This window comes from Actinoalloteichus sp. GBA129-24 (assembly GCF_001941645.1).
GTDB classification, from domain to species: domain Bacteria; phylum Actinomycetota; class Actinomycetes; order Mycobacteriales; family Pseudonocardiaceae; genus Actinoalloteichus_A; species Actinoalloteichus_A fjordicus.
In genome coordinates, this window is the sequence record NZ_CP016077.1 from 1065948 (window position 1) to 1088312 (window position 22365).

20 protein-coding genes, 1 tRNA gene and 1 other RNA gene are annotated in these 22365 nt (G+C 69.1%); 15 read left to right on the forward strand and 7 right to left on the reverse strand.

Annotated features, from left to right (window positions below; genetic code table 11):
* Positions 1 to 149 precede the first annotated feature (149 nt).
* The 5 genes from UA75_RS04955 to UA75_RS04975 all read left to right on the forward strand — a co-directional run bounded on the left by UA75_RS04955 (position 150) and on the right by UA75_RS04975 (position 2387).
* On the forward strand, positions 150 to 521 hold the full coding sequence (locus UA75_RS04955) for a WhiB family transcriptional regulator (RefSeq protein ID WP_075739245.1): 372 nt from the start codon (positions 150 to 152) through the stop codon (positions 519 to 521).
* A complete protein-coding gene (locus UA75_RS04960; protein WP_075739246.1) occupies positions 518 to 739 on the forward strand; it encodes a hypothetical protein in 222 nt (73 codons plus the stop codon). The genes UA75_RS04955 and UA75_RS04960 overlap by 4 nt, the downstream gene beginning before the upstream one ends.
* 4 nt (positions 740 to 743) lie before the next feature.
* A complete protein-coding gene (locus tag UA75_RS04965) occupies positions 744 to 1070 on the forward strand; it encodes a hypothetical protein (protein WP_075739247.1) in 327 nt (108 codons plus the stop codon).
* 122 nt (positions 1071 to 1192) lie between these two features.
* The gene (locus tag UA75_RS04970; protein WP_075743426.1) at positions 1193 to 1789 is read left to right on the forward strand and encodes a TetR/AcrR family transcriptional regulator; all 597 of its coding nucleotides are present in this window, start codon (positions 1193 to 1195) and stop codon (positions 1787 to 1789) included.
* A 7-nt stretch (positions 1790 to 1796) separates the two neighbouring features.
* Complete coding sequence (locus UA75_RS04975; RefSeq protein WP_075739248.1) at positions 1797 to 2387, forward strand: GNAT family N-acetyltransferase; 591 nt, start codon at positions 1797 to 1799, stop codon at positions 2385 to 2387.
* A 387-nt stretch (positions 2388 to 2774) separates the two neighbouring features.
* Here the strand turns inward: UA75_RS04975 and UA75_RS04980 are convergent, their stop codons facing one another.
* The 3 genes from UA75_RS04980 to UA75_RS33700 form a co-directional block, all read right to left on the reverse strand.
* Positions 2775 to 4091: an ABC1 kinase family protein gene (locus tag UA75_RS04980; RefSeq protein ID WP_075739249.1), complete on the reverse strand. Its 1317-nt coding sequence runs from the start codon at positions 4089 to 4091 to the stop codon at positions 2775 to 2777.
* A gap of 4 nt (positions 4092 to 4095) precedes the next feature.
* On the reverse strand, positions 4096 to 5226 hold the full coding sequence (locus UA75_RS04985) for a ThiF family adenylyltransferase (RefSeq protein ID WP_075739250.1): 1131 nt from the start codon (positions 5224 to 5226) through the stop codon (positions 4096 to 4098).
* 151 nt (positions 5227 to 5377) lie between these two features.
* Positions 5378 to 5530 carry a DUF5679 domain-containing protein gene (locus UA75_RS33700; protein ID WP_169725808.1) on the reverse strand — a complete coding sequence of 51 codons (153 nt, stop codon included), beginning with the start codon at positions 5528 to 5530 and terminating at the stop codon, positions 5378 to 5380.
* A gap of 354 nt (positions 5531 to 5884) precedes the next feature.
* Between UA75_RS33700 and UA75_RS04990 the strand changes: the two genes are divergently transcribed.
* Complete coding sequence (locus UA75_RS04990) at positions 5885 to 6436, forward strand: M48 family metallopeptidase (protein ID WP_075739251.1); 552 nt, start codon at positions 5885 to 5887, stop codon at positions 6434 to 6436.
* Positions 6437 to 7392: 956 nt separating this feature from the next.
* On the opposite strand, the gene UA75_RS04995 is transcribed toward UA75_RS04990, so the two are convergent.
* Positions 7393 to 8901 (reverse strand): zinc-dependent metalloprotease, encoded by a 1509-nt coding sequence (locus tag UA75_RS04995; protein WP_075739252.1) that lies wholly within the window; start codon positions 8899 to 8901, stop codon positions 7393 to 7395.
* Positions 8902 to 9028: 127 nt separating this feature from the next.
* On the opposite strand from UA75_RS04995, the gene UA75_RS05000 reads away from it, so the two are divergent.
* Complete coding sequence (locus UA75_RS05000) at positions 9029 to 10072, forward strand: PDZ domain-containing protein (RefSeq protein ID WP_075739253.1); 1044 nt, start codon at positions 9029 to 9031, stop codon at positions 10070 to 10072.
* A 235-nt stretch (positions 10073 to 10307) separates the two neighbouring features.
* Here UA75_RS05000 and UA75_RS05005 read toward each other — a convergent pair whose 3' ends face one another.
* Positions 10308 to 10847: a PPA1309 family protein gene (locus UA75_RS05005; RefSeq protein ID WP_198042925.1), complete on the reverse strand. Its 540-nt coding sequence runs from the start codon at positions 10845 to 10847 to the stop codon at positions 10308 to 10310.
* A gap of 187 nt (positions 10848 to 11034) precedes the next feature.
* On the opposite strand from UA75_RS05005, the gene UA75_RS05010 reads away from it, so the two are divergent.
* Both UA75_RS05010 and UA75_RS05015 read left to right on the forward strand, forming a co-directional pair.
* Positions 11035 to 13992 carry a UPF0182 family protein gene (locus tag UA75_RS05010; protein ID WP_232237632.1) on the forward strand — a complete coding sequence of 986 codons (2958 nt, stop codon included), beginning with the start codon at positions 11035 to 11037 and terminating at the stop codon, positions 13990 to 13992.
* Positions 13993 to 14057: 65 nt separating this feature from the next.
* Positions 14058 to 14134: transfer RNA gene (locus UA75_RS05015), tRNA-Met, on the forward strand.
* Between the two features lie 325 nt (positions 14135 to 14459).
* Here the strand turns inward: UA75_RS05015 and UA75_RS05025 are convergent.
* Entirely contained in the window at positions 14460 to 16469 is a 2010-nt protein-coding gene (locus UA75_RS05025) for an MFS transporter (protein ID WP_075739255.1), read from the reverse strand.
* 652 nt (positions 16470 to 17121) lie between these two features.
* On the opposite strand from UA75_RS05025, the gene UA75_RS05030 reads away from it, so the two are divergent.
* The 4 genes from UA75_RS05030 (at position 17122) to ftsX (ending at position 20591) form a co-directional block, all read left to right on the forward strand.
* On the forward strand, positions 17122 to 17625 hold the full coding sequence (locus UA75_RS05030; RefSeq protein WP_075739256.1) for a PadR family transcriptional regulator: 504 nt from the start codon (positions 17122 to 17124) through the stop codon (positions 17623 to 17625).
* Positions 17626 to 17698: 73 nt separating this feature from the next.
* On the forward strand, positions 17699 to 18799 hold the full coding sequence (gene prfB / locus UA75_RS05035) for a peptide chain release factor 2 (protein WP_075739257.1): 1101 nt from the start codon (positions 17699 to 17701) through the stop codon (positions 18797 to 18799).
* Between the two features lie 105 nt (positions 18800 to 18904).
* Positions 18905 to 19594 (forward strand): cell division ATP-binding protein FtsE, encoded by a 690-nt coding sequence (ftsE, locus tag UA75_RS05040; protein WP_075739258.1) that lies wholly within the window; start codon positions 18905 to 18907, stop codon positions 19592 to 19594.
* A gap of 94 nt (positions 19595 to 19688) precedes the next feature.
* Positions 19689 to 20591, forward strand: coding sequence for a permease-like cell division protein FtsX (gene ftsX, locus UA75_RS05045; RefSeq protein WP_075739259.1), 903 nt, complete (start codon positions 19689 to 19691; stop codon positions 20589 to 20591).
* A gap of 307 nt (positions 20592 to 20898) precedes the next feature.
* Here the strand turns inward: ftsX and UA75_RS05050 are convergent, their stop codons facing one another.
* A complete protein-coding gene (locus UA75_RS05050) occupies positions 20899 to 21171 on the reverse strand; it encodes a hypothetical protein (protein WP_157434000.1) in 273 nt (90 codons plus the stop codon).
* A 59-nt stretch (positions 21172 to 21230) separates the two neighbouring features.
* On the opposite strand from UA75_RS05050, the gene smpB reads away from it, so the two are divergent.
* Both smpB and ssrA read left to right on the forward strand, forming a co-directional pair.
* Positions 21231 to 21707 carry an SsrA-binding protein SmpB gene (gene smpB, locus UA75_RS05055; RefSeq protein ID WP_075739261.1) on the forward strand — a complete coding sequence of 159 codons (477 nt, stop codon included), beginning with the start codon at positions 21231 to 21233 and terminating at the stop codon, positions 21705 to 21707.
* 267 nt (positions 21708 to 21974) lie between these two features.
* Positions 21975 to 22346: a transfer-messenger RNA gene (ssrA, locus tag UA75_RS05060) on the forward strand.
* The last annotated feature ends 19 nt before the right edge of the window (positions 22347 to 22365 follow it).

The following is a 22365-nucleotide window of genomic DNA, read 5'->3' on the forward strand; positions in this document are numbered from 1 at the left end:
CGCAGGAGCGCAGTCTCTGACCTAGTCAGGTAAGACTGATCGATCAGGCCGCGGACTCCAATCGGAATCCGCGGCCTTCTTGTCGTCTTCGGACGACTTGGGCTGTCGCGGGCCCGATGAGAATTCGATGAAGATCAGAAGGAGAACGCATGTCTACCGCGACCGTCTCTCTGGCGCGAGACGTTCTGCCGGGACCGAGGGAATCCGACTCCAGCGTGGTCGGTATGGGCGACCTGCTGGTCGCCGTTCCCGACGACGAGACCGAGCTGCCCTGCCGTGTTCAGGACCCCGACCTGTGGTTTGCGGAGAACCCGGCCGAGCTTGCGCGGGCCAAGCAGCTCTGCGAGACCTGCCCGATCATGGCCGCGTGTCTGGCCGGTGCGCTTGCCCGGCGGGAGCCGTGGGGCGTATGGGGCGGTGAGATCTTCGAGAGGGGATCGGTCATCGCCAAGAAGCGGCCTCGGGGCAGGCCGAGGAAGGCCGACAGCCCGATCATCACCGGAAAGGGGGCAGCGGCATGAACGACACCGCCTACCTGCGTGCTCGCACGGTCCACGTCCCCGGCGCCGACGTCATGACGCATCTGCCGGATGCGCTCACCCGCGCTCGAATACGAGAGTTGGAAGACGAGATACATCGATGTCGAATAGCGGCTCGATTTCGACGGCGCGGCCGATGGCGCAGGCTGTCGGCGTTCATCGCGAAGCGAGTCGCTGCCGCCGATCGCTCCTTGAGCTGAGTCGGTGAACCAGGCCGGGCGGGCCGTCGATCCGAGGATCGGCGGCCCGCCCGGCTTCGTCGTCTCCGGGGTGCGCACGGTGTGTTCGGTGACCGTCGGCGGGCCTCGGGCGCCGACCGACGGCGGGCGGGGCGTCGTCGCTCTGGTCCGGGCCAAGGTCCTCGACGGTCCCGATCGCGACGCCTTGTCCTCAGTGGAGTGGCAACAGCGCCATGACCAGTGCCGACGGCGCCTGGAAGCGATGAACCCGGCCGATCGGCAGGTTTGGACGGTCGACTGGCTGCCCCGTCGCGAACAGCTTCGGGAGGCGACGATGCGCGTGGTGACCTGATCCAGTCCGACCCCAGGCGGCCGGGTCGGTGGGGCCCGTTCCGGGGTGGGGGCGCTCCACCCGCAGGCGATGATTACAATGAACATATGTTCATTTAAAAATCGAGCCGAGTGAAGGTGTCAGTGCCCAGAACCAAGGAGCAGTACGAGGCCCTGCGGGTCGCCAGTCTGGAGAAGGTGCAGGCCGCTGCGGTCAGCCTCTTCGCCCGCCGGGGGTTCGCCGCCACGAGCATGCGGGACATCGCGCGGGTGGCAGGCATCAGCACGGGCTTGATCTACCGGCACTACGAGACGAAGGAGGAACTCTTCGGCGCGCTGGTCGACGTCGCGGCGGTCGGTCTGCACCGCGTCGTCGAGCAGTTCGACAGCGATGACTCGCCCGCCGAGCTTCTCGCCGAGTTCACCCGACTCTTCCTCGCCGACCTCACCGGAGACGGTGCCTTCGCCGAGTTCTTCCTGATCATGAACCAGGCGTTCGTGACGCAGGATGAATCGCCCCAGCTCCGACGGCTCCGCGCGGAGCACGTCCTGATGGTCGACGCCGTCATCGCGCTAATCGGCCGGGGCCAAGACCTCGGCGAGTTCACGAGCGGCGACCCGGCGGAGCTGGCGAGCTGCTACCTGGCCGCGCTCAGCGGACTGACGACGATGCGGCTCGTGCCGGGCACTCCGCTCGTCGTGCCCACCCCGTCGACCCTACTGAGCCTTCTGATCCGATAGGACGACCATGATCGAGGTAATACCGGCAGTCGAACTCGGCCAGAACAGTCGACGGACGATCGCCGAGATCTATTCCGACGCCTTTCGCGACGACTTCGCCTATTTCAGCAAGGACCTCGGGGTCCTCGCGGATGCCTTCGAGCACATGATGGTCCCGGAGCTCTTCTACGTCGCTCTGATCGACGGGACCCCGGCAGGAATCACCGCGTGCACGGACGGCAGACAGCAGTGCGTCACGCTGGACGGACGGCAACTGCGCAGGCACTTCGGGCTGGTCAAGGGATCGATCGCCTCCGCAGTGTTCGCGCGGGAGTTCTCCACCGCCGTGCCGAACATGACGCCCTCCAGCGCGTCGCTCGAATTCGTCGGGACGGCGGCGGCGTATCGGGGACGGGGCGTGGCGAAGGCGATCCTGCATCATCTGCTCGCCCTGCCGCAGTACGACGACTACCGACTCGAATACATCTCAGACATTAATGCGCCCGCCCTGGGCCTGTATACGAAGCTGGGATTTACCGAATACCGGCGGAAGAAGGTCCGACACACCAGGATGACCGGCATCAACCACTACATCTCCATGAAGCTTGTGCAGAGCTGACCTCGGTGACTGCCTGCCGAGGCCGGGCGCCGGGCGATCTCCGGCATCGACGGGCTCGTGGGGCCTCGTGGTTGTCGGACGCCTCCTTTGACGGTGCCTCCTCCGACGGTGCCTCCTCCGACGACGGCGATCGACACCGGTCGTCGTCGGCGGGCGGCTCCCGGCCTCGGAGAATCGCGGGACTGCGGAGTGCTGGGCATTCGGCAGGGATCGCGTCGACGGAGAAGGCGCCGCCACCGAGCCGCAGGGCGGGGATCGACTGGTCGGGCACCGCCGGAGGCCGCCCGCGAGTGCGCCGTCTCCGGCGGTCGGCGTCACTCCCGGGCGGGCGGCTCGAGTCGGGCGTCGCGCCGACGGCCTGTCCGAGTGTTCGGCAGGCGAGAAGGATCAGGACTGCTCGGCGAAGCCGGGCTGCCAGGCGGTGACGATCTGCCGGGCGGGCACCCTGGCACCCAGTTGGCAGAGGATGCCGGTCGCGCCCAGCGTCACGCGGTGGGTGATGAGGTAGTCGGGCGGCAGGTTCAACGACCGGCCGGTGCGGAAGTCGCTGCCCTGGAGGTTGCTCACCCGCTCGGCCTGCTTCTGCAGCCATGGCCGGGTGAAATGGAAGACCTCGCTGGTCAGCGGCTCGACGAAGGGTGCGAGATAGGCCAGCACGTCCTCCGCGAGCAGCTCACGATCGGGCTGAACGAAGTTCTCCGCACGCAGCAGGTCCAGCAGATCGTCCGATCGCTGCTCCAGCGCGAGCCGGACCATCCGGCCCAACGTCCTGGGCAGCCCGTCGGGCAGCCTGGCCACCGCCCCGAAGTCGAGCACGCAGATCCTGCCGTCCGCCTGGAGCATGAAGTTGCCGGGATGCGGGTCGCCGTGCAGGAGACCGGTTCGCGCCGGGGAGGAGAAGTGGAAGAGCGACAGCATCTGCCCGGCCTGGTCGCGATCCTTCTGGCTGCCGTCGCGAATGATCGACGCGAACGGGGTGCCCTCCACCCATTCCGACACCACCACCTTCGGCGCGCTGGCGATGACGTGGGGGATCAGCACATGCTCGTCGTCCTCGAATCCCGCCGCGAAGCGACGCTGATTGTCGGCCTCGCCCCGGTAGTCCAGCTCCTCCGCCATCCGCGCCTGAAGCTCGGCCAGCAACGGTTTGACCTCGGTGCCGGGGACGAGCATCTGGAACAGCCTGCTGAACCGCTGCAGCTGACGAAGATCGGCGAGCAGGGCCTCGTCGGCGCCGGGGTACTGCACCTTCACCGCGACCTCGCGGCCGTCGTGCCAGGTGGCCCTGTGCACCTGTCCGATGCTCGCCGCGGCGGCCGCCTCGTCGTCGAACTCGGCGAATCGGGTGGACCACCGACTGCCGAGCTGCTCGGCGAGCACGCGGTGCACGCTCTTGGCAGGCATCGGCGGCGCTGCGGACTGAAGCTTGGTCAACGCCTCCCGATAGGGCTCGGCCATCTCATCGGGAACGGCGGCCTCGAAGACGCTCAGCGCCTGGCCGAACTTCATCGCGCCGCCCTTGAGCTGGCCGAGGACGGCGAAGATCTGTTCCGCCGTCTTCGCGGTGACGTCGGCGTTGACTTCCTCGGCACTACGGCCCGCCAGCCGTCGTCCCCAGCCCGCCGCGACACGTCCTGCGGCGTTGAGCGGCAGGCTGGCGAGCTTCGCAGTGCGCTGTACGGTCCGACGTGGGAGGTCGTTCACGGCTTCATTCTCTCGCGATCTCCGGGGTGAACGCAGCTCTTCTCGGCGGCTGATTCGGAAAGCGATCGATCCGGACGCCCGGGCAGCGGTCGGTGAACCCCCTCGCGCCGCAGGGACAGTCGGGATGCGGCGGCCGAGGATGCCTGCGCAGACGTGCGGAGAACGGGTCGATCTCCACCGCCGCGTTCCACACCGACGGCGGGGCGGCGGCCGTCCGGCCGTGCAGGAAGAGCAGACTCTGTGCCACCGCCAGTGCCGCGACCGCCGAGGTGCCCGCAGCGTCCGTTCGCTGGGTGCGGCCCGCGAGCTGCGTCGCCAGTACGGGCCATTGTGGATCGGCTACGCAACGATGCCGGTCGGCGCACTCGAGGCAGCTCGATCGGCCGGGCACGACGAGCGGTCCGACCATGCCGCCCTCGGCGACCGTGACGAGCAGGTGCGGGGTCCGCTCGACGACCAGTTCGGCCACCACGGCCGGGTCCGGTACGAGCGAGTCGGTCAGCAGCACGAGGTCGGGCCTGCGACGGGCGGTCAGCGCAGTGGTCCTGGTTCCCGCCGCGAGTCGTTCGACCATGGTTCGGGCGGTCTCGGCGCGGTCCCTGCCCACGGTGTCCTCGGTGAGCGGGAGGCCGATGTCCTCGGGCGTGACCTGCCCGGACGGCTGGGGTCGTACCCAGCCGACGCCGGAGACGGCGAAAAGAGCCGTGACGGCGAGGGCCAGTCGACCGGAGCCGACGACGGCGACCGCGCTGTCCTGCCTGCGAAGACCACCCCGCTCCAGTTCGCCGCCGTCTCGTCGCCAGGCGGCGTCCTCGGTGCTGAGGCGTCGGGAGTCGGGACGGTGGCGCGTCGCGTCGTCCAGGACTCCCGCGGCGGCGAGCTGGCCGAGCAGGGCCAGGAAGGCGGTCGGATGTCCGCCCGAGGCGATGCACTCCCGCAGGAGCTCTTCGGTGGTGAACTCCCCGTCCAGCCGCTCTACTCTGGCGGCCAGCGTCGGCGCCACCCCGTCGACCAGCACGGCTCGCCGGGTGTCGGTGCCGAACTGCAGGCACTGGTCGTCGCGGCGGAGGGGGTCGAATCCCGGAACCAGCCGGGGGCGCTCGGGCAGCAGGCCGTCGGCGCGGAGCGTGCTCATGGACTTAACGATTAGCAGCGGGACGGGGCCCGGTGGTAACGGCTGTCCACAGGCCTCGGCGCTGCCGAGCCGCCGACGGAGGGCCTGCCGTCGACAGAGAACGTCGGGAGGAGCGGACGCAGGGCGGCGCCCCTCCCGACCGGCGGCCGGGTCAGGCTGCCTTCCCGAGGATTCTGGTCATCTTCGTACCGCAGACCGGGCAGATGCCCTTGGCCATGCGTCGGTTGTTGGACTCCTCGACCCTGCCCTCGAAGTCGCGCTTCGCGCGGCATTTGACGCAGTAGCCGTTGTAGGTCTCGGCCACGATTGCCTCCCTTGCTCGCTGTGCCCGTGCACGCGGTGCCCGCCGCGTGCCTGCGCCTGGTGCGGCGTCGGGCGAGAACCAGGCGCCACGCTACCTGTGCGTGGATGCTCAACCGCGCATGTGGGGTGTCGCGTGTCAAGTTTGAGCAGGTCACAAGGGCCGTGACCAAACAAGCATTCGGTCGAATGTCACAGTTGGTCGCCGCCTTTCACTCTCGCGGGCTCGGCAGGCTCCTTCGAAGGGATGGCGCGTAGCGACGCGATGACCTCCCGTCACCGACGTCTGCCCGGTCGCAGCGTGGCTCGCGCCACGGTCCCGGCGGGGACGCCACGCCGGGCGCATACCGTATGCGACGTGGGAGAGCCGCAGGTCGAGGTGCGCCGCAGTGCGAGGCGCCGCCGCACGGTCACCGCCTATCGGGAGGGCGAGCGCGTCATCGTGCTGCTGCCCGCCAGGATGTCGCGGGCCGAGGAGGAGCACTGGGTCGCCGAGATGCTGGGGCGACTCCGCCGCAGCGAGACGCGACGACGGTCGCCTGCCCGCGCCTCGGACACGGCGCTGCTGACCCGCTGTCGTGAGCTGATGCGCCGTCATCTGCCGGAATGCCCGGAGCCCTCGTCGATTCGCTGGGTGCCGTCGATGCGTACCCGCTGGGCCTCCTGCACGCCGAGCGAGGGGACGATCCGGATCGGCGAGCGGCTTCGCGAGGTCCCGAGCTGGGTGCTGGACTACGTGCTGATCCACGAGCTGACCCATCTGCTGGTGCCCGGTCACGGCCCGGACTTCTGGGCGCTGGTGCACCGCTATCCGCGCGCCGAACGGGCGGTCGGCTATCTGGAGGGCCTGGCAGCCGCCGCAGGCTGGGACGTCTCGGGAGACGACGAGCAGCTTCCGTCGGAGGCCTGACCGGCGGCTCCAGCGGCGCCAACTGCCCCGATCCGCCACTCGATCAGGTGGGTGGCGGCCCGAGGCGAGGTGGATTCATGTCTTGCGCGGTGGTTTCACGCCGATCGGGCGGGTCGCGGCGGGCCGAGGGCCGGGCGCGGACCGAGAAGAGCGCTTCGGCGGGCCAAACGGGCGTTCTTGCCCACCCGATCACGAAGGTTCGTCGCCGAATCGCAGGTCGCGGAGACACCGGTGCGAACCGTCGTCGTCGCGGTGAGCGGAAGGAGAACGCGGCGGCCGGGCGGGCGCCGGATCACTCCTGCGCGGGATCTCGACAGAGATCAACCGGTCGAGTGCACTCACCCCGGGGCAGTCTGGCACCGGTGGGAGATCCGACGGGAGGCCCAGCAGGCCATGAGCCGGGCCGAGCCGACGCCGGGCCGAGCCGACGAAGCCGGTGCAGCGCGCACGGCGGGACGTCCGCCCGCGCCCCGAGTCCGGGACGGGCTCTGCGCGGCTGTCTGACGAGCGTTCCCGTGTCGCCGCGGTCGTTGCCCCGGTCGTCTCCTCGGTTCAGCGAACCGGCTCGGTGCCGGTTCAACCGACCATCGTCCGACTCTCGCAGGCGGCGACGACGCGGATGCCACTCGGAGCGAACAGCTCGGCTCCCCGGTCGCGATGCCTCGGGCGGCAGACTGCTCGTCCGGACCGCGCCGGTCAGCGGCCTGCGAACGGCCGCCCGTCGTCGCCGGGATGGCGATGCCGACGCCGAGCCGTCGGGGCCACCGAAACCGTCCCGGCCGACCGCTCGACGCAGGCGGCGCCGCCGGGATCGTGTGCAGCCTCCCGATCACCAGGATGCCGAGCCGTTGCGCTGCCGTTCCGACGTCGTCAGTGCTCGGGGACCGAGAGCGGTGGTCGGACGCGGCCGGGGAGGATCGGGCGAGGCGAACGACACGTGGTGCCCTAGTCCGAGGTCACTTGTCGGAGTCATCCTCGGAATCGGGCCTGCTCCGCGGCGTGTCGCCCTCCGAGCTGCCCGCGCTCGACCCGCCTGCCCCGGACCCGCCCGCATCGCTCGAGGAGCCGGACTCGGACTCCTTCTTGCGGCGGGCGGCCTCCAACGCGGCGAGCGGGTCGTCCAGCTCGCCTCGGTGGGCGCCGAAGCGCTCGACGAACTCCACCGGCTCGGTGAGGTCCTCGGCCGTCGGCAGCAGGTCCGGGTGATCCCAGAGCGCGTCCCTGGCCTCCTTGCCGTGCCGGTCGGACAGGCCGCGCCAGAGCGTCGCCGCCGCCCGGAGCTGTCGGGGACGCAGGTCGAGCCCGACGAGGGTCGCGAAGGTCTGTTCGGCGGGGCCGCCGCTGGCGCGTCGCCGCCGCAGCGTCTCGCGCAGTGCGTCCGCACCGGGCAGCCGCTCGCCGACCGCATCGCCCACGACGACGTCGATCCAGCCCTCGACCAGCGCGAGCAGGGTCTCCAGCCGCACCAGGGCCTGCTCCTGGGCGGGCGTCCGCTCGGGTTCGAGCAGCCCGGAGCGCATCGCCTCCTCCAGCGAGGCCGGATTGCTCGGGTCGATCTTGGTGGCGAGATCCTCCATCGCGGAGACGTCGACCCGGATGCCCTGGGAGAACTCCTCCACGGCGCCGAAGAGGCCCTGCCGCAGCCACGAGACGTGGGTGAACAGCCGGTGGTGCGCCGCCTCGCGGGCGGCCAGGAAGACCAGGACCTCGTGCGCCGGGCGTTCCAGCCCGCCGGTGAATCGCTCGATGTTGGCGGGCAGCAGCGCCGCGACGCCCTCCTTGCCCAGGGGAAGCCCGATCTCGGTGGCGCTGAGCACCTCGGCGCCGAGCTGGCCGAGTGCGCCGCCGAGCTGCGAGCCGTAGGCCATGCCGCCCATCTGCCCGAGCATGTTGAGCAGCGGGCCCGCAGCCTGCTTCGCCTCGTCCGGCAGCGTCTCGACCCAGGCGGAGGAGATGCGCTGCACCACCGGGTCGCACAGCCGCTGCCAGGTGGGCAGCGTCTGTTCCACCCACTGCTTCGCCGACCAGACCTCGACCAGCCGCGCCCCCACGGGCAGCGTGGTCGACTCGTCCAGCCACAGTTCGGCCAGCCGCACTGCGTCACTCGCGGCGGTGCGCTGCGCCGAGGTCGGCGTCTCCCGGCGGCCCTGCGAGTCGAGGTGCTGGAAGGCCAGCTGCTTGGCCAGGTCGTAGTTCACCGGGCCGCCGCCGCCCTGGGACGCCTGGCTGAACATCTGTCCGAGCTGACTGAACATCTGCCCGAGCTGGTTCATGTCGAAGCCGGGCGGCATCCCCCCCGGCGGCATCCCGGGTGGCATGCCGCCAGGGGGCATCCCGGGCGGCATTCCGCCTGCGAAGCCGAACGGGTTCGCGCCTGAATTCCCGTCGGGGCGCTCGGAGGGCTTGTTGCGGTCCCCCCGGTCCTCGGGATCCGGCGGATTGAACCCAAACGGCAGATCGGTCATACCCCCACGGTACGCGGCGGGTCGTCGGCGTACGCGAGGAGAGGACGCACGCGGATCAGCCCGTGGCGAACACCGAACCGAAGACTCCGGTCATCCTCGGCAGTGTCATTTCCGTAGTCTCTGGTGCGTGAATCGCCGAACCTGGACCCTTGTGGTCAGCGCCCTGCTGGTCGCCGTATTCGGCCTCCTCGGTGCCTTCGTCAGGGTGCCCTACGTCGCGCTCGGTCCCGGACCGACCTACGACACGCTGGGTGAGATGACCCTCGGCGAGGGCGGCGAGGCCGAAGAGGTCATCTCGATCGGCGAGGGACCGGACGTCTTCGCGCCGGATGGTCAACTGCGGATGACCACGGTCTCGGTCACCACGGAGCTGTCTCTGTTCGGCGCACTGGGCCTGTGGGGGAGCGGTCGATACGCGCTGGCGCCGGAGGAGGAGTTCTACCCGCCGGACCGCACGCAGGAGGACGTCGAGAACGAGAACCGACAGGCCTTCGAGACCTCGCAGACCAGCGCGGAGAGCGCCGCGCTGCGCCACCTCGGCTACCCCACCTTCGTCTCCGTCGGCCAGGTCGTCGCGGACGGGCCGAGCGAGGGGGTGCTGGAGCCGGGCGACCGCATCCTCTCCGTGCACGGCACCGAGACGGTCGACGACCAGCAGGTGCAGGACTCGCTGACCGAGACCGCGCCCGGCGACGAGGTGAGCGTGGTGATCTCCCGCGACGGTGCGGAGCGCACCGAGACGGTGGTACTCGGCGCCAACGAGGGCCGGTCCCACGGCTTCCTCGGCATCGTTCCCGTCACCGAGCCGGAGGTCGACTTCGACATCGACATCGAGCTGTCCGAGGTCGGCGGGCCCTCGGCGGGCCTGATCTTCGCGCTCGCGATCGTCGACAAGCTGGAGGAGGGCGACCTCACCGGCGGCGCCACGGTCGCGGGGACCGGCGAGATCACCTCGAACGGCAGAGTCGGCCCGATCGGCGGCATCCAGTTCAAGATGCGGGCCGCGCGGGAGGAGGGCGCGACCGTGTTCCTCGTGCCCGCCGACAACTGTGTCGAGGCGGTGCCCAACGCGCCCGACGGTCTGCGACTGGTCCGGGTGGAGACGCTGGCGGGCGCGATCGACTCGTTGGAGAGCCTTGCCGAGGGCGGCGACGCTCCCACCTGCGGCTGATCGGCACCCGCCGTCGCGCCCGACCGCGGAGGCCTCGGCCGCGCTCGACCTCGCGACGCCGAGGGCTCGCGTGCTCGGCGTCGAATGACCGAACTCTGCGGCGCACCGGTGTCCCGCCGTCTTACTGTCGCGGACGCCGACCTCTCGCGCCGACGTTCCGCGACGGCCGGATCACGGGATCGACCGGTCGCCGTCGCGGAATCGGCGCGGAGCAGACATCGGCGCCGCCGGGGAATCAGGGCCGGAAGGTCGCCCGCAGCGCGTCGACGAGGTTGGGCGCCAGCTCGGGATGTTCGATGATCTCCTCGTCTCCTTCGCCCGCCGCCTCGCCGCGCAGTCGCAGGACGCACGCCGCAGTGCCGTCGCGCAGCACGGCGGCGACGACCCTGGCCTCCCTGCGGTGCGGGTGCTCCGCCGCGATGCGCCTGGCCAGTTCGGCGTCCTCATCGGTGGGGAGTTCCGCCTCGGCCTCCGGCGGCAGGACCACGATCTCCTGCGCCAGCGCGCATCCGTCCACGCCGTCCGGCCAGACGATGCCTGCCAGGGCCTCGCCGAGATCACCATCGGGCAGCTCGTCCTGGGCGATGGGCGTCAGCGACGCCGCGCTGTCGATCCGGTCCGCGAGTCCCGGTTCCCGCGAGAGCAGCTCTTCGGTTCGGACCAGGGCGAAGAGTTGGGTGGGCTGATCCCAGCCGCCGGTGGAGACGAAGTCCTCCACTTCGCGCGCGGCGGCGGGCAGCGTGGCGGACAGATCGGGAGCGGGCTCGTTGACCACGGTGCCAAAGTCCTTGTCAGTAGCCGGTGTCGTGTGAGGTCCGTGTTGTCATGGGGGTGACGGGAACTTCGGACCCTCGTCGTAGAGTTGGACATTGCAGGACGGACTGCTCATCACCCTGGGTCCGTCCGGTGGAACTGATCCCGATCCTGGAGCGTGCCCTGTGGCGATGCGGAGCCCGGTCAGTATGCCGAAGCTTTCCCGCCGGAGCCGAATCCTCGTCATAGTCGGTGCAATCCTGCTCCTGCTGTTGCTGAGCGGCTCACGACTTCTGAGTACCTACGTCGACTGGCTGTGGTTCGGCGAAGTCGGCAGACGCGATGTGTTCACCACGGTGCTGTTCACCCGCATCGCGTTGTTCTTCGCCGTCGGAGTGCTGATAGCCGGCGTGCTGGCGCTGTGTCTTTACCTTGCGTACCGCCATCGTCCGGTGTTCGCGCCGGTCGCGGGCCCCGATGATCCGGTGGCCCGGTACCGCTCCGCGATCACGGCCAGGATCAAGCTGGTCGGCATCGGAATTCCGGTGATCGCGGGCCTCGTCGCGGGTCTCGCGGCGCAGGCCAACTGGCAGACGGCGCAGCTCTTCCTGAACTCCACGCCGTTCGGCGACGTCGATCCCCAGTTCGGGCTCGACATCGGCTTCTACGCCTTCGACCTGCCGTTCTACCAGTGGCTGCTCAACTGGGGCTTCATCGCGATCGCGGTCGGCTTCGTCGGCTCGGTGATCGCCTCCTACCTGTTCGGCGGCATCCGGCTCGCGGGCAGGGGCGGCGACCTGACCGACGCCACCAAGGTGCAGCTCGCCGTGCTGGCAGGCAGCTTCGTGCTGCTCAAGGCGGTGGCCTACTACTTCGACCGGTACGCGCTGCTGTTCTCCCAGCGCAATGAGAACTTCACCGGCGCGAGCGCGACCGACCTCGACGCGGTGCTGCCCGCCCGGCTGATCCTGATGTGCATCGCGGTCATCTGTGCGGCGGCGTTCTTCGTCGGCGCGGTGCGCAAGAACCTGCAGTGGCCCGCCATCGCGACGGCGCTGATGGTGGTGTCCAGCGTGCTGCTCGGTGCGTTGTGGCCTGCCGCGCTGGAGCAGTTCTCGGTGCGGCCGAACGCCAACGTCGCCGAGGCGCCGTCGATCGAGAACAACATCGCGGCGACCAGAGCGGCCTACGGCATCGACGACGTCAACTTCGTCGACTACGAGGGCACCAGCGAGCTGTCTCCCGAAGACCTGCGTGAGGACACCGCGACGATCCCCAACGTCCGGCTGCTCGACCCGAGCGTCCTCACCGACACGTTCACCCAGCTCCAGCAGCGACGGAACTTCTACGGCTTCCCCGACCAGCTCGACGTCGACCGCTACACCGTCGACGGCGAGACGCAGGACTATGTCGTTGCCCTGCGCGAGATGAACACCGAGGGGCTCGCCGAGAACCAGGGCACCTGGATCAACCGGCACCTCGTCTACACGCACGGCAACGGCTTCGTCGCCGCGCCCGCCAACGAGGTCAACTCGGCGCTCGCCGACGCGGGCGGCCAGGGCGGCTACCCGAACTTCACGTTCAGCGACGTCAGCAACGACGGCAACGGCGACATCCCGGTGGATCAGCCCCGGACCTACTTCGGGGAGCTGGTGACCGACTACGCGATCGTCGGCGCCGAGAACCCCGAGGACGAGTCGACGCACCGCGAGTACGACACCGACAACAGCCGGTACCTCTACACCGGCGAGGGCGGCGTCGGCATCGGCAACTGGTTCAACCGGATCGTCTTCGCCGCCTATCACGCCGAGCGGAACATTCTGTTCAACGAGGCGATCGGCTCGGAATCCAGGATCATCTACAACCGGAATCCTCGGGACCGGGTGGCCGACGTCGCACCGTTCCTCACCGTTGACAGCGACCCGTACCCGGCCGTGGTCGACGGACGGATCACCTGGATCGTCGATGCCTACACGACGCTCGACAACTACCCGTACTCCGAGCGGACCCCGCTCGCCGAGGCGACCGCAGACAGCGTGAGCCAGGCGCCCGGTGTGCCGAGGCCGCCGGACCGGGAGATCAGCTACATCCGCAACTCGGTCAAGGCCACCGTGGACGCCTACGACGGCACGGTGACGCTGTACGAGGTCGACGAGGACGACCCGGTCCTCAACGCGTGGCGTGGTGCCTTCCCGGACGTCGTCCAGCCCATGGAGGAGATCTCCGACGAGCTGCGCGCGCACTTCCGGTACCCGGAGGACCTCTTCAAGGTGCAGCGGGACCTGATCTCGCGGTACCACGTCGACAACCCGAGTGAGTTCTACTCGAACGTCGGCTTCTGGAACGTGCCCTCGGACCCGACCACCGGTGACGACCCCGGCGACGCCAACACCCCGCAGCCGCCGTATTACATCCTCGCCGAGGACCTGGAGAGCGGCGACACGGCGTTCCAGCTCACCAGCGCCATGGTGTTCCTCAACCGGCAGTTCCTCTCGGCTTTCATGACGGTGAACTCCGATCCGGAGAACTACGGCGACATCACGGTTCTCACGTTGCCGGAGGACAGTCAGACACAGGGTCCACAGCAGGTCCAGACGCAGTTCGTCTCGTCGTCCGACGTCAGTACCGAGCTGAACCTGTTGAGACAGCAGGCGACCGACGTCCAGTTCGGCAACCTGCTGACCCTGCCGGTGGGCGGTGGTCTGCTCTACGTGGAGCCGGTCTACATCGAGCGGGTCAACCAGGAGTCCTCGTTCCCCCAGCTCGCCAGGGTCCTGGTCAGCTTCGAGGGCCGCGTCGGCTACGCCGCGACGCTCTCGGAGGCGCTCGATCAGGTCTTCGGCACGGGAGCCGGGGAGAGTGCCACTGATCCCACCGGTGAGGACGTCGAGGGCGAGTTGCCCGGCGGCGACGACGGGCAGGACGGTGGCGAGGAGACGCCACCACCCACCCAGGATCAGGGCGTGCCGCCCGGCGATGACGAGGACGGCGGCAGCGTCGACGTGCCTGCCGACCTCGACGAGGCCGTCACGGACATGAACGACGCCCTGGAGCGGGTCCGCTCGGCACAGCAGAGCGGCGACTTCGCCGACCTCGGCCAGGCCTACGAGGACCTGGCCACGGCGATCGAACGCTATGAGGAGCTGGCAGGCAGCGGCGGCGGCTGAGTATCGGCCCTGGTGCGGTGCCGATTTGGAGATCGGCACCGCACCCTGTAGGGTAGTAATTGCAACGCGGGGTGGAGCAGCTCGGTAGCTCGCTGGGCTCATAACCCAGAGGTCGCAGGTTCGAATCCTGTCCCCGCTACCAGTGAGAAGGCCTCCGGATTCGTCCGGGGGCCTTCTCGCATGTCAGGGGCCTGTTCACCGCGCTCTGGGCTGTGGTCCGGCCCCGGTCTCGGCCCCGGACACGTGCTCGTCGGGGGCCACGCCGTCGCGGTCCCTCGAGAACTCCGTGACCGTCTCCCGGTGGCGGTGGCGCGGTCCCGTCGGAGCAGCCTCACCGCTCTCGGTCAGTTCTCGGCCCGGCTCCGCCTCGATCGTCGCCGTGATCACCCGGCTGCGGTCGCTCGCCCGGCCGACGGCTCGCCGCCGACGGGCCGGGTGTGTCCGATGACCTCCATGCCTCGGCCTGCTCAGCTCGTGGTGACCGGCCGGTCGGACTCGTGGCCCAGCAGTTCCCTGGCGCGGATCACCAGCATCTCCCGCAGCTCGGGGTGCAACTGCGGCGACCAGTCGATCAGGAAGTCCTCCAGACTCTGTCTGCACGTCTCCAGGAGTCGCTCGGCGACCTGCGCGCCCTGTTCCGTCAGAATCAGGATGCCGTCCTGCGCGCTCGCGAGCCGATCCTGGATGAGCCGCTGGGCGAAGGGCCTGCCCTCCTCGACGGTGGTGCCCGCCCGCCTGGCCAGTTCCGTCCCGGTGCCCGGCCCGGCTCGATACAGGCTGCACAGCAGCCAGCAGGGGCCTGGCGGGAGGTCCACACCGGCGTTCGTCGCCAGTCGGCGGTAGTAGTCGCGTCGCATGTCTCGATCGGCGTGTCGACACAATGCGCGGTCCAGGCGCTCCCGCGAGCTCAGCGTCGAGGGCGCGGCGCCGACGCTCTCGCCGAGGTCCGCGGTCCTGGTCGCCTCGCGCAGTGGGACCTCCCGGAGGAACCAGGTGAGGATGAACGCGACCGCCGCGACGGGAGTGGCGACGAGGAAGACGTCCGCGATGGCGTCGGCGTAGGCGTTGATCGCCTCCTGGGCCTGCGCGGCGGGGAGCCTGCTCACCACCTCGGGGTTCGCCTGGAGGGTCTGGGCGTCGGCGCCCGGCGGCAGCGGTGACCGCCGGTCGGCGGCCGTGAGTTCGGCGGCCAGCCTGCTGGCGAACACTGCGCCGAACAGGGAGACCCCGAAGGAGCCGCCGATCGATCTGAAGAAGGTGTTTCCCGAGGTCACCGCGCCGAGATCCGGGTAGGGAGCGCTGTTCTGCACGGCGATGACGAGTACCTGAAGCACGCAGCCGAGACCGAATCCCAACAGGAAGAAGTAGAGGGACATGACCAGCGTGGAGGTCTGTGCGCTCATGGTCGAGAGCAGGGCCATGGCGATCGTGACCAGTCCGGTGCCCACGATCGGGAAGAGGCGGTAGCGCCCGTAGCGGGTGATGAGCTGGCCGCTCGTCAGGGAGGTCAGGAACAGCCCGCCCACCATCGGCAGCAGGTGCACGCCGGACATCGTGGGCGTCACCCCGTGGACGACCTGGAGGAAGAGCGGCAGGTAGGTCAGCGCACCGAACATCGCGAAGCCGACGATGAATGCGATGGCGACCGCCACCGAGAACACGCGGTCGGAGAACAGGCGCAGCGGCAGCACCGGCTCGGCCGCCCGACGTTCGGTCACCACCCAGAGCACGAGGAGTCCGACCGCGCCGATCGCCAATCCGATGATCACCGGTGAGCCCCAGGGCTGACTCGTGCCGCCCCAGGAGGTCAGCAGCACCAGCGTGACGGCCACGCCCGCCAACAACGCCGTGCCCAGGTAGTCGATCTTGTGCTGTTCGCGCACGGTCTTGGCGGGCAGCACGAGCGCGATGACGATCATCGCCAGGACGCCCAGCGGCAGGTTGATGTAGAAGACCCAGTGCCAGGAGAGGTGGTCGACGACGAAGCCGCCGAGCAGCGGCCCCGCGACGCTGGCGATGCCGAAGGTGGCGCCGAAGAACCCCTGGTACCTGCCGCGCTGGCGAGGCGACACGATATCACCGACGCTGGCCTGGGTGAGCACCATGAGCCCGCCGCCGCCGAGTCCCTGCACGGCGCGGGCCGCGATCAGATGGCTCATCTCCTGCGACAGCCCACACAGCGTAGAACCGCCGAGAAAGATCAGGATGGCGGCCTGGAAGAGGTGTTTGCGGCCGTACTGGTCGCCGAGCTTGCCCCACAACGGCGTGGAGGCCGTCGCGGCCAGGATGTAGGCGGTGACGACCCACGAGATGTGTGCCAGGCCGCCGAGGTCGCCGACGATGGTGGGCAGCGCCGTGGAGACGATCGTCTGATCGAGCGCGGCGAGGAGCATCGCCAGCATGAGCGTGCCGATGGCGAGGGGTACGCGGACGCCGGATGGCGGAGTGGTCGTCGTCCCGGAGCCGATGTCGGCCATCGTTCCTCCTCGTCGCCGGTGCGGATTGTCGAACACCTCTGCGAGCCGCGCGATCTGGAGGGCCGTGGTCAGCGTGAGTTGAAAGGGGGTGGGCCGGGCGGTTCAGAGTGGGGCTGCCGGGCTGCGGGCTGTGTGAGGCGGTGGGCTGCGTGGTCTCGGAGGGCGGTGGGCGGCGCGAGTCGGCACATGCGGTGGGCTGCGCGGTCTGTGAGAGCGGCAGGCCGCGCGAGTCGGCATCGCGACGGGCTGCGCGATCTGAGAAGCGGCACGTCGCGCGATTCGAGAGGGCGGGCCAGGCGATTCGGCGGGCGGCAGTGGCCGGGGTGTGGGCCGAGTGTTGCCGCCGGGGCGAGTCGCGAATCTGTGGCAGGGCGGGCAGGCGATTCGGCGGCGGCCGAGCGGACCGCGTCGGGAGGAGGCGCAGGCTGGTCGGCGGCCGATCCCGATCGGCGTAATTCGGGCTGGAGCCGGGATGCACCCGACCGGTGGTGCAGACCGGGATGGAAGTGGCGCTGGTGACAGCAGTGGCGCCGGTCGGCAGACATTCGTTCCGCGACTCACTCTTTCGGGTCATACCCGCCTGGTGACCGGGGGCGTAGCGAGGACTTCGGCCACTGTGGACAGCATTACGACCCCGTGGCACCGTGAAGGAGTGTCGGAGTTGAACGCCACCTCAGCCGCCTTGCTCGGTCTGCTACACGAGGGACCGATGACCGGCGGGGAACTCGTAGCCGCAGCGCGTGAGCGCTTCGGCGTGTTCTTCAGCGTCACCCGCAGCCAGGTATACCGCGAGCTGCCGGTGTTGGCTGAGGAAGGGCTGCTGAAGCTCGGGCGCCAAGGCCCCCGATCCTCTCAGCAGTATGTGATCACCCCCGTAGGCCGCCGGGCGTTCCGTTCCTGGTTGAACGCCGACGTCGGGCAGGACAGCGTGCGAAGCCCGCTCGTGTTGCGGCTCGCTCACTCCGGAAGCCTCACCAGTCGACAGCGGCGCAAGCTCGTCGAGGGAGCCCGGCCGATGGCCGTCGCCCGCCTCGATGCGGCGAAGGCCGCGGCCAAGGCGGCGGACGGTGACCCGTATGCCAAGGCGGCCGCAGACTTCGCCGTCGGTCACAGTCGGGCGTTGGTGAAGATGGTGGACGCCATTCCACTCGGCTGACAGCGGCGGCGATCCCGGTGCCTGACCTCCCACTTGAGCGAACCGGGCCGCCTGCCGCGTACCCTTCGAAGCCGTGAATCCCGATGTCGCAGCCGATCTCAAGGAACTGTCCAACACGCTCAGCAGCATCGAGGCAGTGATGGGCCTGGAAGACCTGCGGGCTCGCATCGAGGAGTTGGAGCAGGAGGCGGCGCTGCCCGGCCTTTGGGACGACGTCGAACGCGCGCAGGACGTCACCAGCCAACTCGCTCATCGTCAGGGGGAGCTGCGTCGGGTCGAGCGCCTTCGCAGTCGTCTCGACGATCTCGGCGTGCTCTATGAGCTCGCGGAGGAAGAGGGCGATCCGGGCTCGGTCGCCGAGGCCGACGCCGAGCGGGATCGTCTTCGGCGTGACATCGCCTCCGTCGAGGTCCGGACGCTGCTCTCCGGCGAGTACGACGAGCGCGATGCGCTGGTCACGGTCCGGGCCGAGGCGGGCGGTGTGGACGCCGCAGACTTCACCGAGATGCTCATGCGGATGTACCTGCGCTGGGCGGAGCGGCACGGCTACCGGACGGACGTCTTCGAGACCTCCTACGCCGAAGAGGCGGGCATCAAGTCGACCACCTTCAAGGTGGTCGCGCCGTTCGCCTACGGCACGCTGTCGGTCGAGCAGGGCACCCATCGACTCGTGCGGATCTCGCCCTTCGACAACCAGGGCCGCCGCCAGACCTCATTCGCGGGCGTCGAGGTCGTTCCCGTCGTCGAGCCCTCCGACCACGTGGAGATCGACGAGAAGGAACTGCGGATCGACGTCTACCGCTCGTCCGGTCCCGGTGGCCAGGGCGTCAACACGACCGACTCCGCGGTGCGCATCACCCACATGCCCAGCGGGATCGTCGTCTCGTGTCAGAACGAGCGCTCCCAGTTGCAGAACCGGGCGACCGCGATGGGCGTCCTGCAGGCGAAGCTGCTCGAGCGACAGCGGCGGGAGCATCAGGCCAAGATCGACGCGCTCAAGGGCGACGGCGGGTCGAGCTGGGGAAATCAGATGCGCACCTACGTGCTGCACCCGTATCAGATGGTCAAGGACCTGCGAACCGAACACGAGGTCGGCAGTCCCGGTGCCGTTCTGGACGGCGACATCGACGGATTCCTGGAGGCCGGAATCCGGTGGCGTAAGCAGAGCGAGTGATGGTATCGCGACGCTGCGCAGCCGAAGCAGCGTTGATCATCACGCCTGGTGACAGCTCTGGGCGATTCGAGGTACCACAGTGCCACGAGAGTAGGATGACGCCCCGTGATCCGGCTTGAGCACGTCTCCAAGGCGTACAAGACGTCGACCAGGCCCGCCCTCGACGATGTGTCGGTCAACGTCGACAAGGGCGAGTTCGTGTTCCTCATCGGGCCGTCCGGTTCGGGGAAGTCGACATTCCTCCGTCTGCTGCTGCGCGAGGAGCTGCCCAGCAAGGGCTCCATCCACGTGGACACCTGGAATCTGACGAAGTTGCCACGTCGTCGAGTCCCTAGACTCCGACAGCGCATCGGCTGCGTCTTCCAGGACTTCCGGCTGCTGGTGAACAAGACGGTCGCCGAGAACGTCGCCTTCGCACTGGAGGTGATCGGCAAGCCGCCGAACACCGTGCGCAAGGTGGTCCCGGAGGTCCTCCAGCTCGTCGGGCTCGACGGCAAGGCCGATCGGATGCCCAACGAGCTGTCCGGCGGTGAGCAGCAGCGCGTGGCCATCGCGCGGGCCTTCGTCAACCGGCCGCTGGTGCTGCTGGCCGACGAACCGACCGGAAACCTGGACCCCGACACGAGCCAGGACATCATGCTGCTGCTGGAGCGGATCAATCGCACCGGGACGACGGTGCTGATGGCCACCCACGACCACTCGATCGTCGACTCGATGCGACGGCGTGTCGTCGAACTCCAGCTCGGCAAGGTCGTCCGTGACGACGCGCGAGGCGTCTACGGCGTCGGTCGCTGAGCCCCGATCAGCCTGATGTCCTGACCTCGGCCCCCCTTTTCCGCCCCGCCCCCGCCCCCGCCCCCGCCCCCGGATTCGAGGAACGCAGCCCCCCATGCGCGCCAGTTTCGTGTTCAGCGAGGTTCTCACCGGCTTGCGCCGGAATGTCACGATGACCGTCGCGATGATCCTCACCACGGCGATCTCGCTCGGCCTGCTCGGCGGCGGGCTGCTCGTCGTTCGCATGATCGATCAGATGGAGGACCTGTTCCAGGAACGGGTCGAGGTCTACATCTATCTGACCGAAGACGTCAGCGCGACCGACTCGGACTGCACGCAGGAGCCCTGCGCCAGTCTCTGGTCGTCGGTCCAGGCCTCCTCCGGGATCGAGACGGTCGACTTCGAGAGCCGTGACCGGGCCTACGAGCGTTTCGTCGAGCTCTTCCAGGGCCAGCCGGAGCTGGTCGACCTGACCCGTCCGGAGTCCCTGCCCGCCGCGCTGAAGATCAAGCTGGAGGATCCGGACCGCTATCCGGCGTTGGAAGCCGAGTTCACAGGCCAGCCGGGTGTCCACCGGGTCGCCAACCAGGCCGACTATCTGGACCGGTTGTTCGAGGTGCTCGCCGGGGTCCGCAACGCCGTGTTCGCGGTCGCGTTGATCCAGGCCGTGGCGGCGCTGCTGCTGATCTCGAACACCATCCAGCTCTCGGCGTTCACCCGACGTACCGAGGTGGGCATCATGCGGCTGGTCGGCGCGAGTCGGTGGTACACCCAGCTGCCCTTCCTCATCGAGGCCGTGGTCGCAGGCGTGATCGGCTCGCTGCTGGCCATCGGCGGCATGGTGGTCGCGAAGTTCACCTTCCTCGATCGAGTGCTTCAGGGGCCCATCGAGGCGAGCATCATCCCCCGACTCGGCATGGCCGATGTGCTGCTGGTCTCGCCGATCCTGCTGGGCGTCGCGGTGGCGATCTCGGCGGTGACCGGGTACGTCACCCTCCGGCTCTACGTGCGGACCTAGGCGCCGTCCTCGGCCGGGGTCCGTCCCGGCCTGCGTCTCGACGGGCCGTCTCTTCAGTTCACGAGAGACGGCCCGTCCGGCTTTCTCGACCAGGTGGGCGGGCACCGGGTCGACAGGGCGAGTTGTTCTCTGGGACGGGGGTTCGCGCGCTGCGGCGTCCTCGACGGCAATGCGCTGCCGATGGCGACTCGGTGCGGCGGGCGGTGCGGGAACGACGCCGCATCGGCGGCTCGCCCGGCGATCAGTGTCGCCGCCATCACGGGCGCGCTGCGGCGGCTGTCGAGTGGTCGGGATGTGCGGTGAGAAGTCATGATGTGATGATCGAACAGGTGTTCGATTTAGGCAAGATATCGATCGGGTGGAACACCTGCACTGCCGAGCTGCGGTCGGGATCGACCCCGGCTGCATCGAGAAGGCCGGGCGACGGCACGATGCGCAACTCCCGTCGCAGCAGGCGTCCTGCGTCGCCGCTGTCTCGGTGGCGCACCGCCGTCGCCTGCCGGGGCCGGCGGCACCAGAGGCGACGAGGCAGGACGTCCATGGCGCGTCGCGGCGCAGAGGGCGGCTCGTCGAGAACCACTCCCACCGGCTCGCGCCGTCGACGCAAATGCCGTTGCCGAGCGGGTTAGAGTCGTCGACATGGCCAGGGAACAAGGACGCAAGGTGATCGTGTCGAACCGGAAGGCCCGACACGACTTCCAGGTCCAGGACACCTATGAGGCGGGTGTGGTGCTGGTCGGCACCGAGGTCAAGGCGCTGCGCGCGGGACGGGCCTCGCTCGCGGACGCCTTCGCCACGGTCGACGACGGCGAGGTCTGGCTGCGGGGGCTGCACATCGGCGAGTACGAGCTGGGCACGTGGACCAACCACGAGCCGCGCCGGGCCCGCAAGCTCCTGCTGCACAAGGGGGAGATTCTGCGACTCATCGGCAAGACCAAGGAGAGCGGTCTGAGCCTCGTGCCGCTGGCGATGTACTTCCAGGACGGCAAGGTGAAGGTCGAGCTGGCGCTGGCCAAGGGTAAGAAGGCCCACGACAAGCGGCAGGACATCGCTCGGCGCGACGCCGACCGCGAGATCGCCAGGGCTTACGGGCGGGCCCGTAAGGGGCGCGTCTGACCTGCGGCGGACTCGTCGCTCCTGCGGCGGGCGCGGGCGGTCCTCGGTCGAGCGCTGCCCGTCCGACAACCGATGCCGCCCGGCAGGCAGCGGGGGTGTCCGAGCCTCCGCAGACCGATGTCGGGCGGTTCCCAGCGCCTCCGCAGGCTGCTCGAACGCCGGGTCCGCTCCTGGCCGATGGCGTGGAAGTGCCAGGTCAGGGCGTTCTGCGGGAAATGGGAATGATCGCCGACCCTCGACACGTTATGCTGGGTGCAGTACCTACGAGGGGGTGAACGGTTTCGACTTCGGACGTTGAACCAGGAGAAGCGTGCAGGTGCAGGCGGGAGACCACCTTGAGCGTCGCCGCACATCAATAAGCGCCGACAATAAGAGTCGCGCCGAGTACGCCCTCGCTGCCTGAGCGAGGAATTACTCTGTCGGACCGGGAACGCCTCCGTCCCGGACCCCGGCATCAGCTAGGAGGCTCAACTACCAGGCTTGGCCGCGGGGCCTGGTAGGACACTTACAGCGGCTGGGCTCGTCACACCGGCTAGTTCGTGAGACCGGTGGAGCCGAGTAGAGACAAGACGGACTGCGCACGGAGAAGTCCTGGTGAGGCGACGGAGGACCCGGGTTCGATTCCCGGCACCTCCACCATCGCGACCCTGTTCTGACG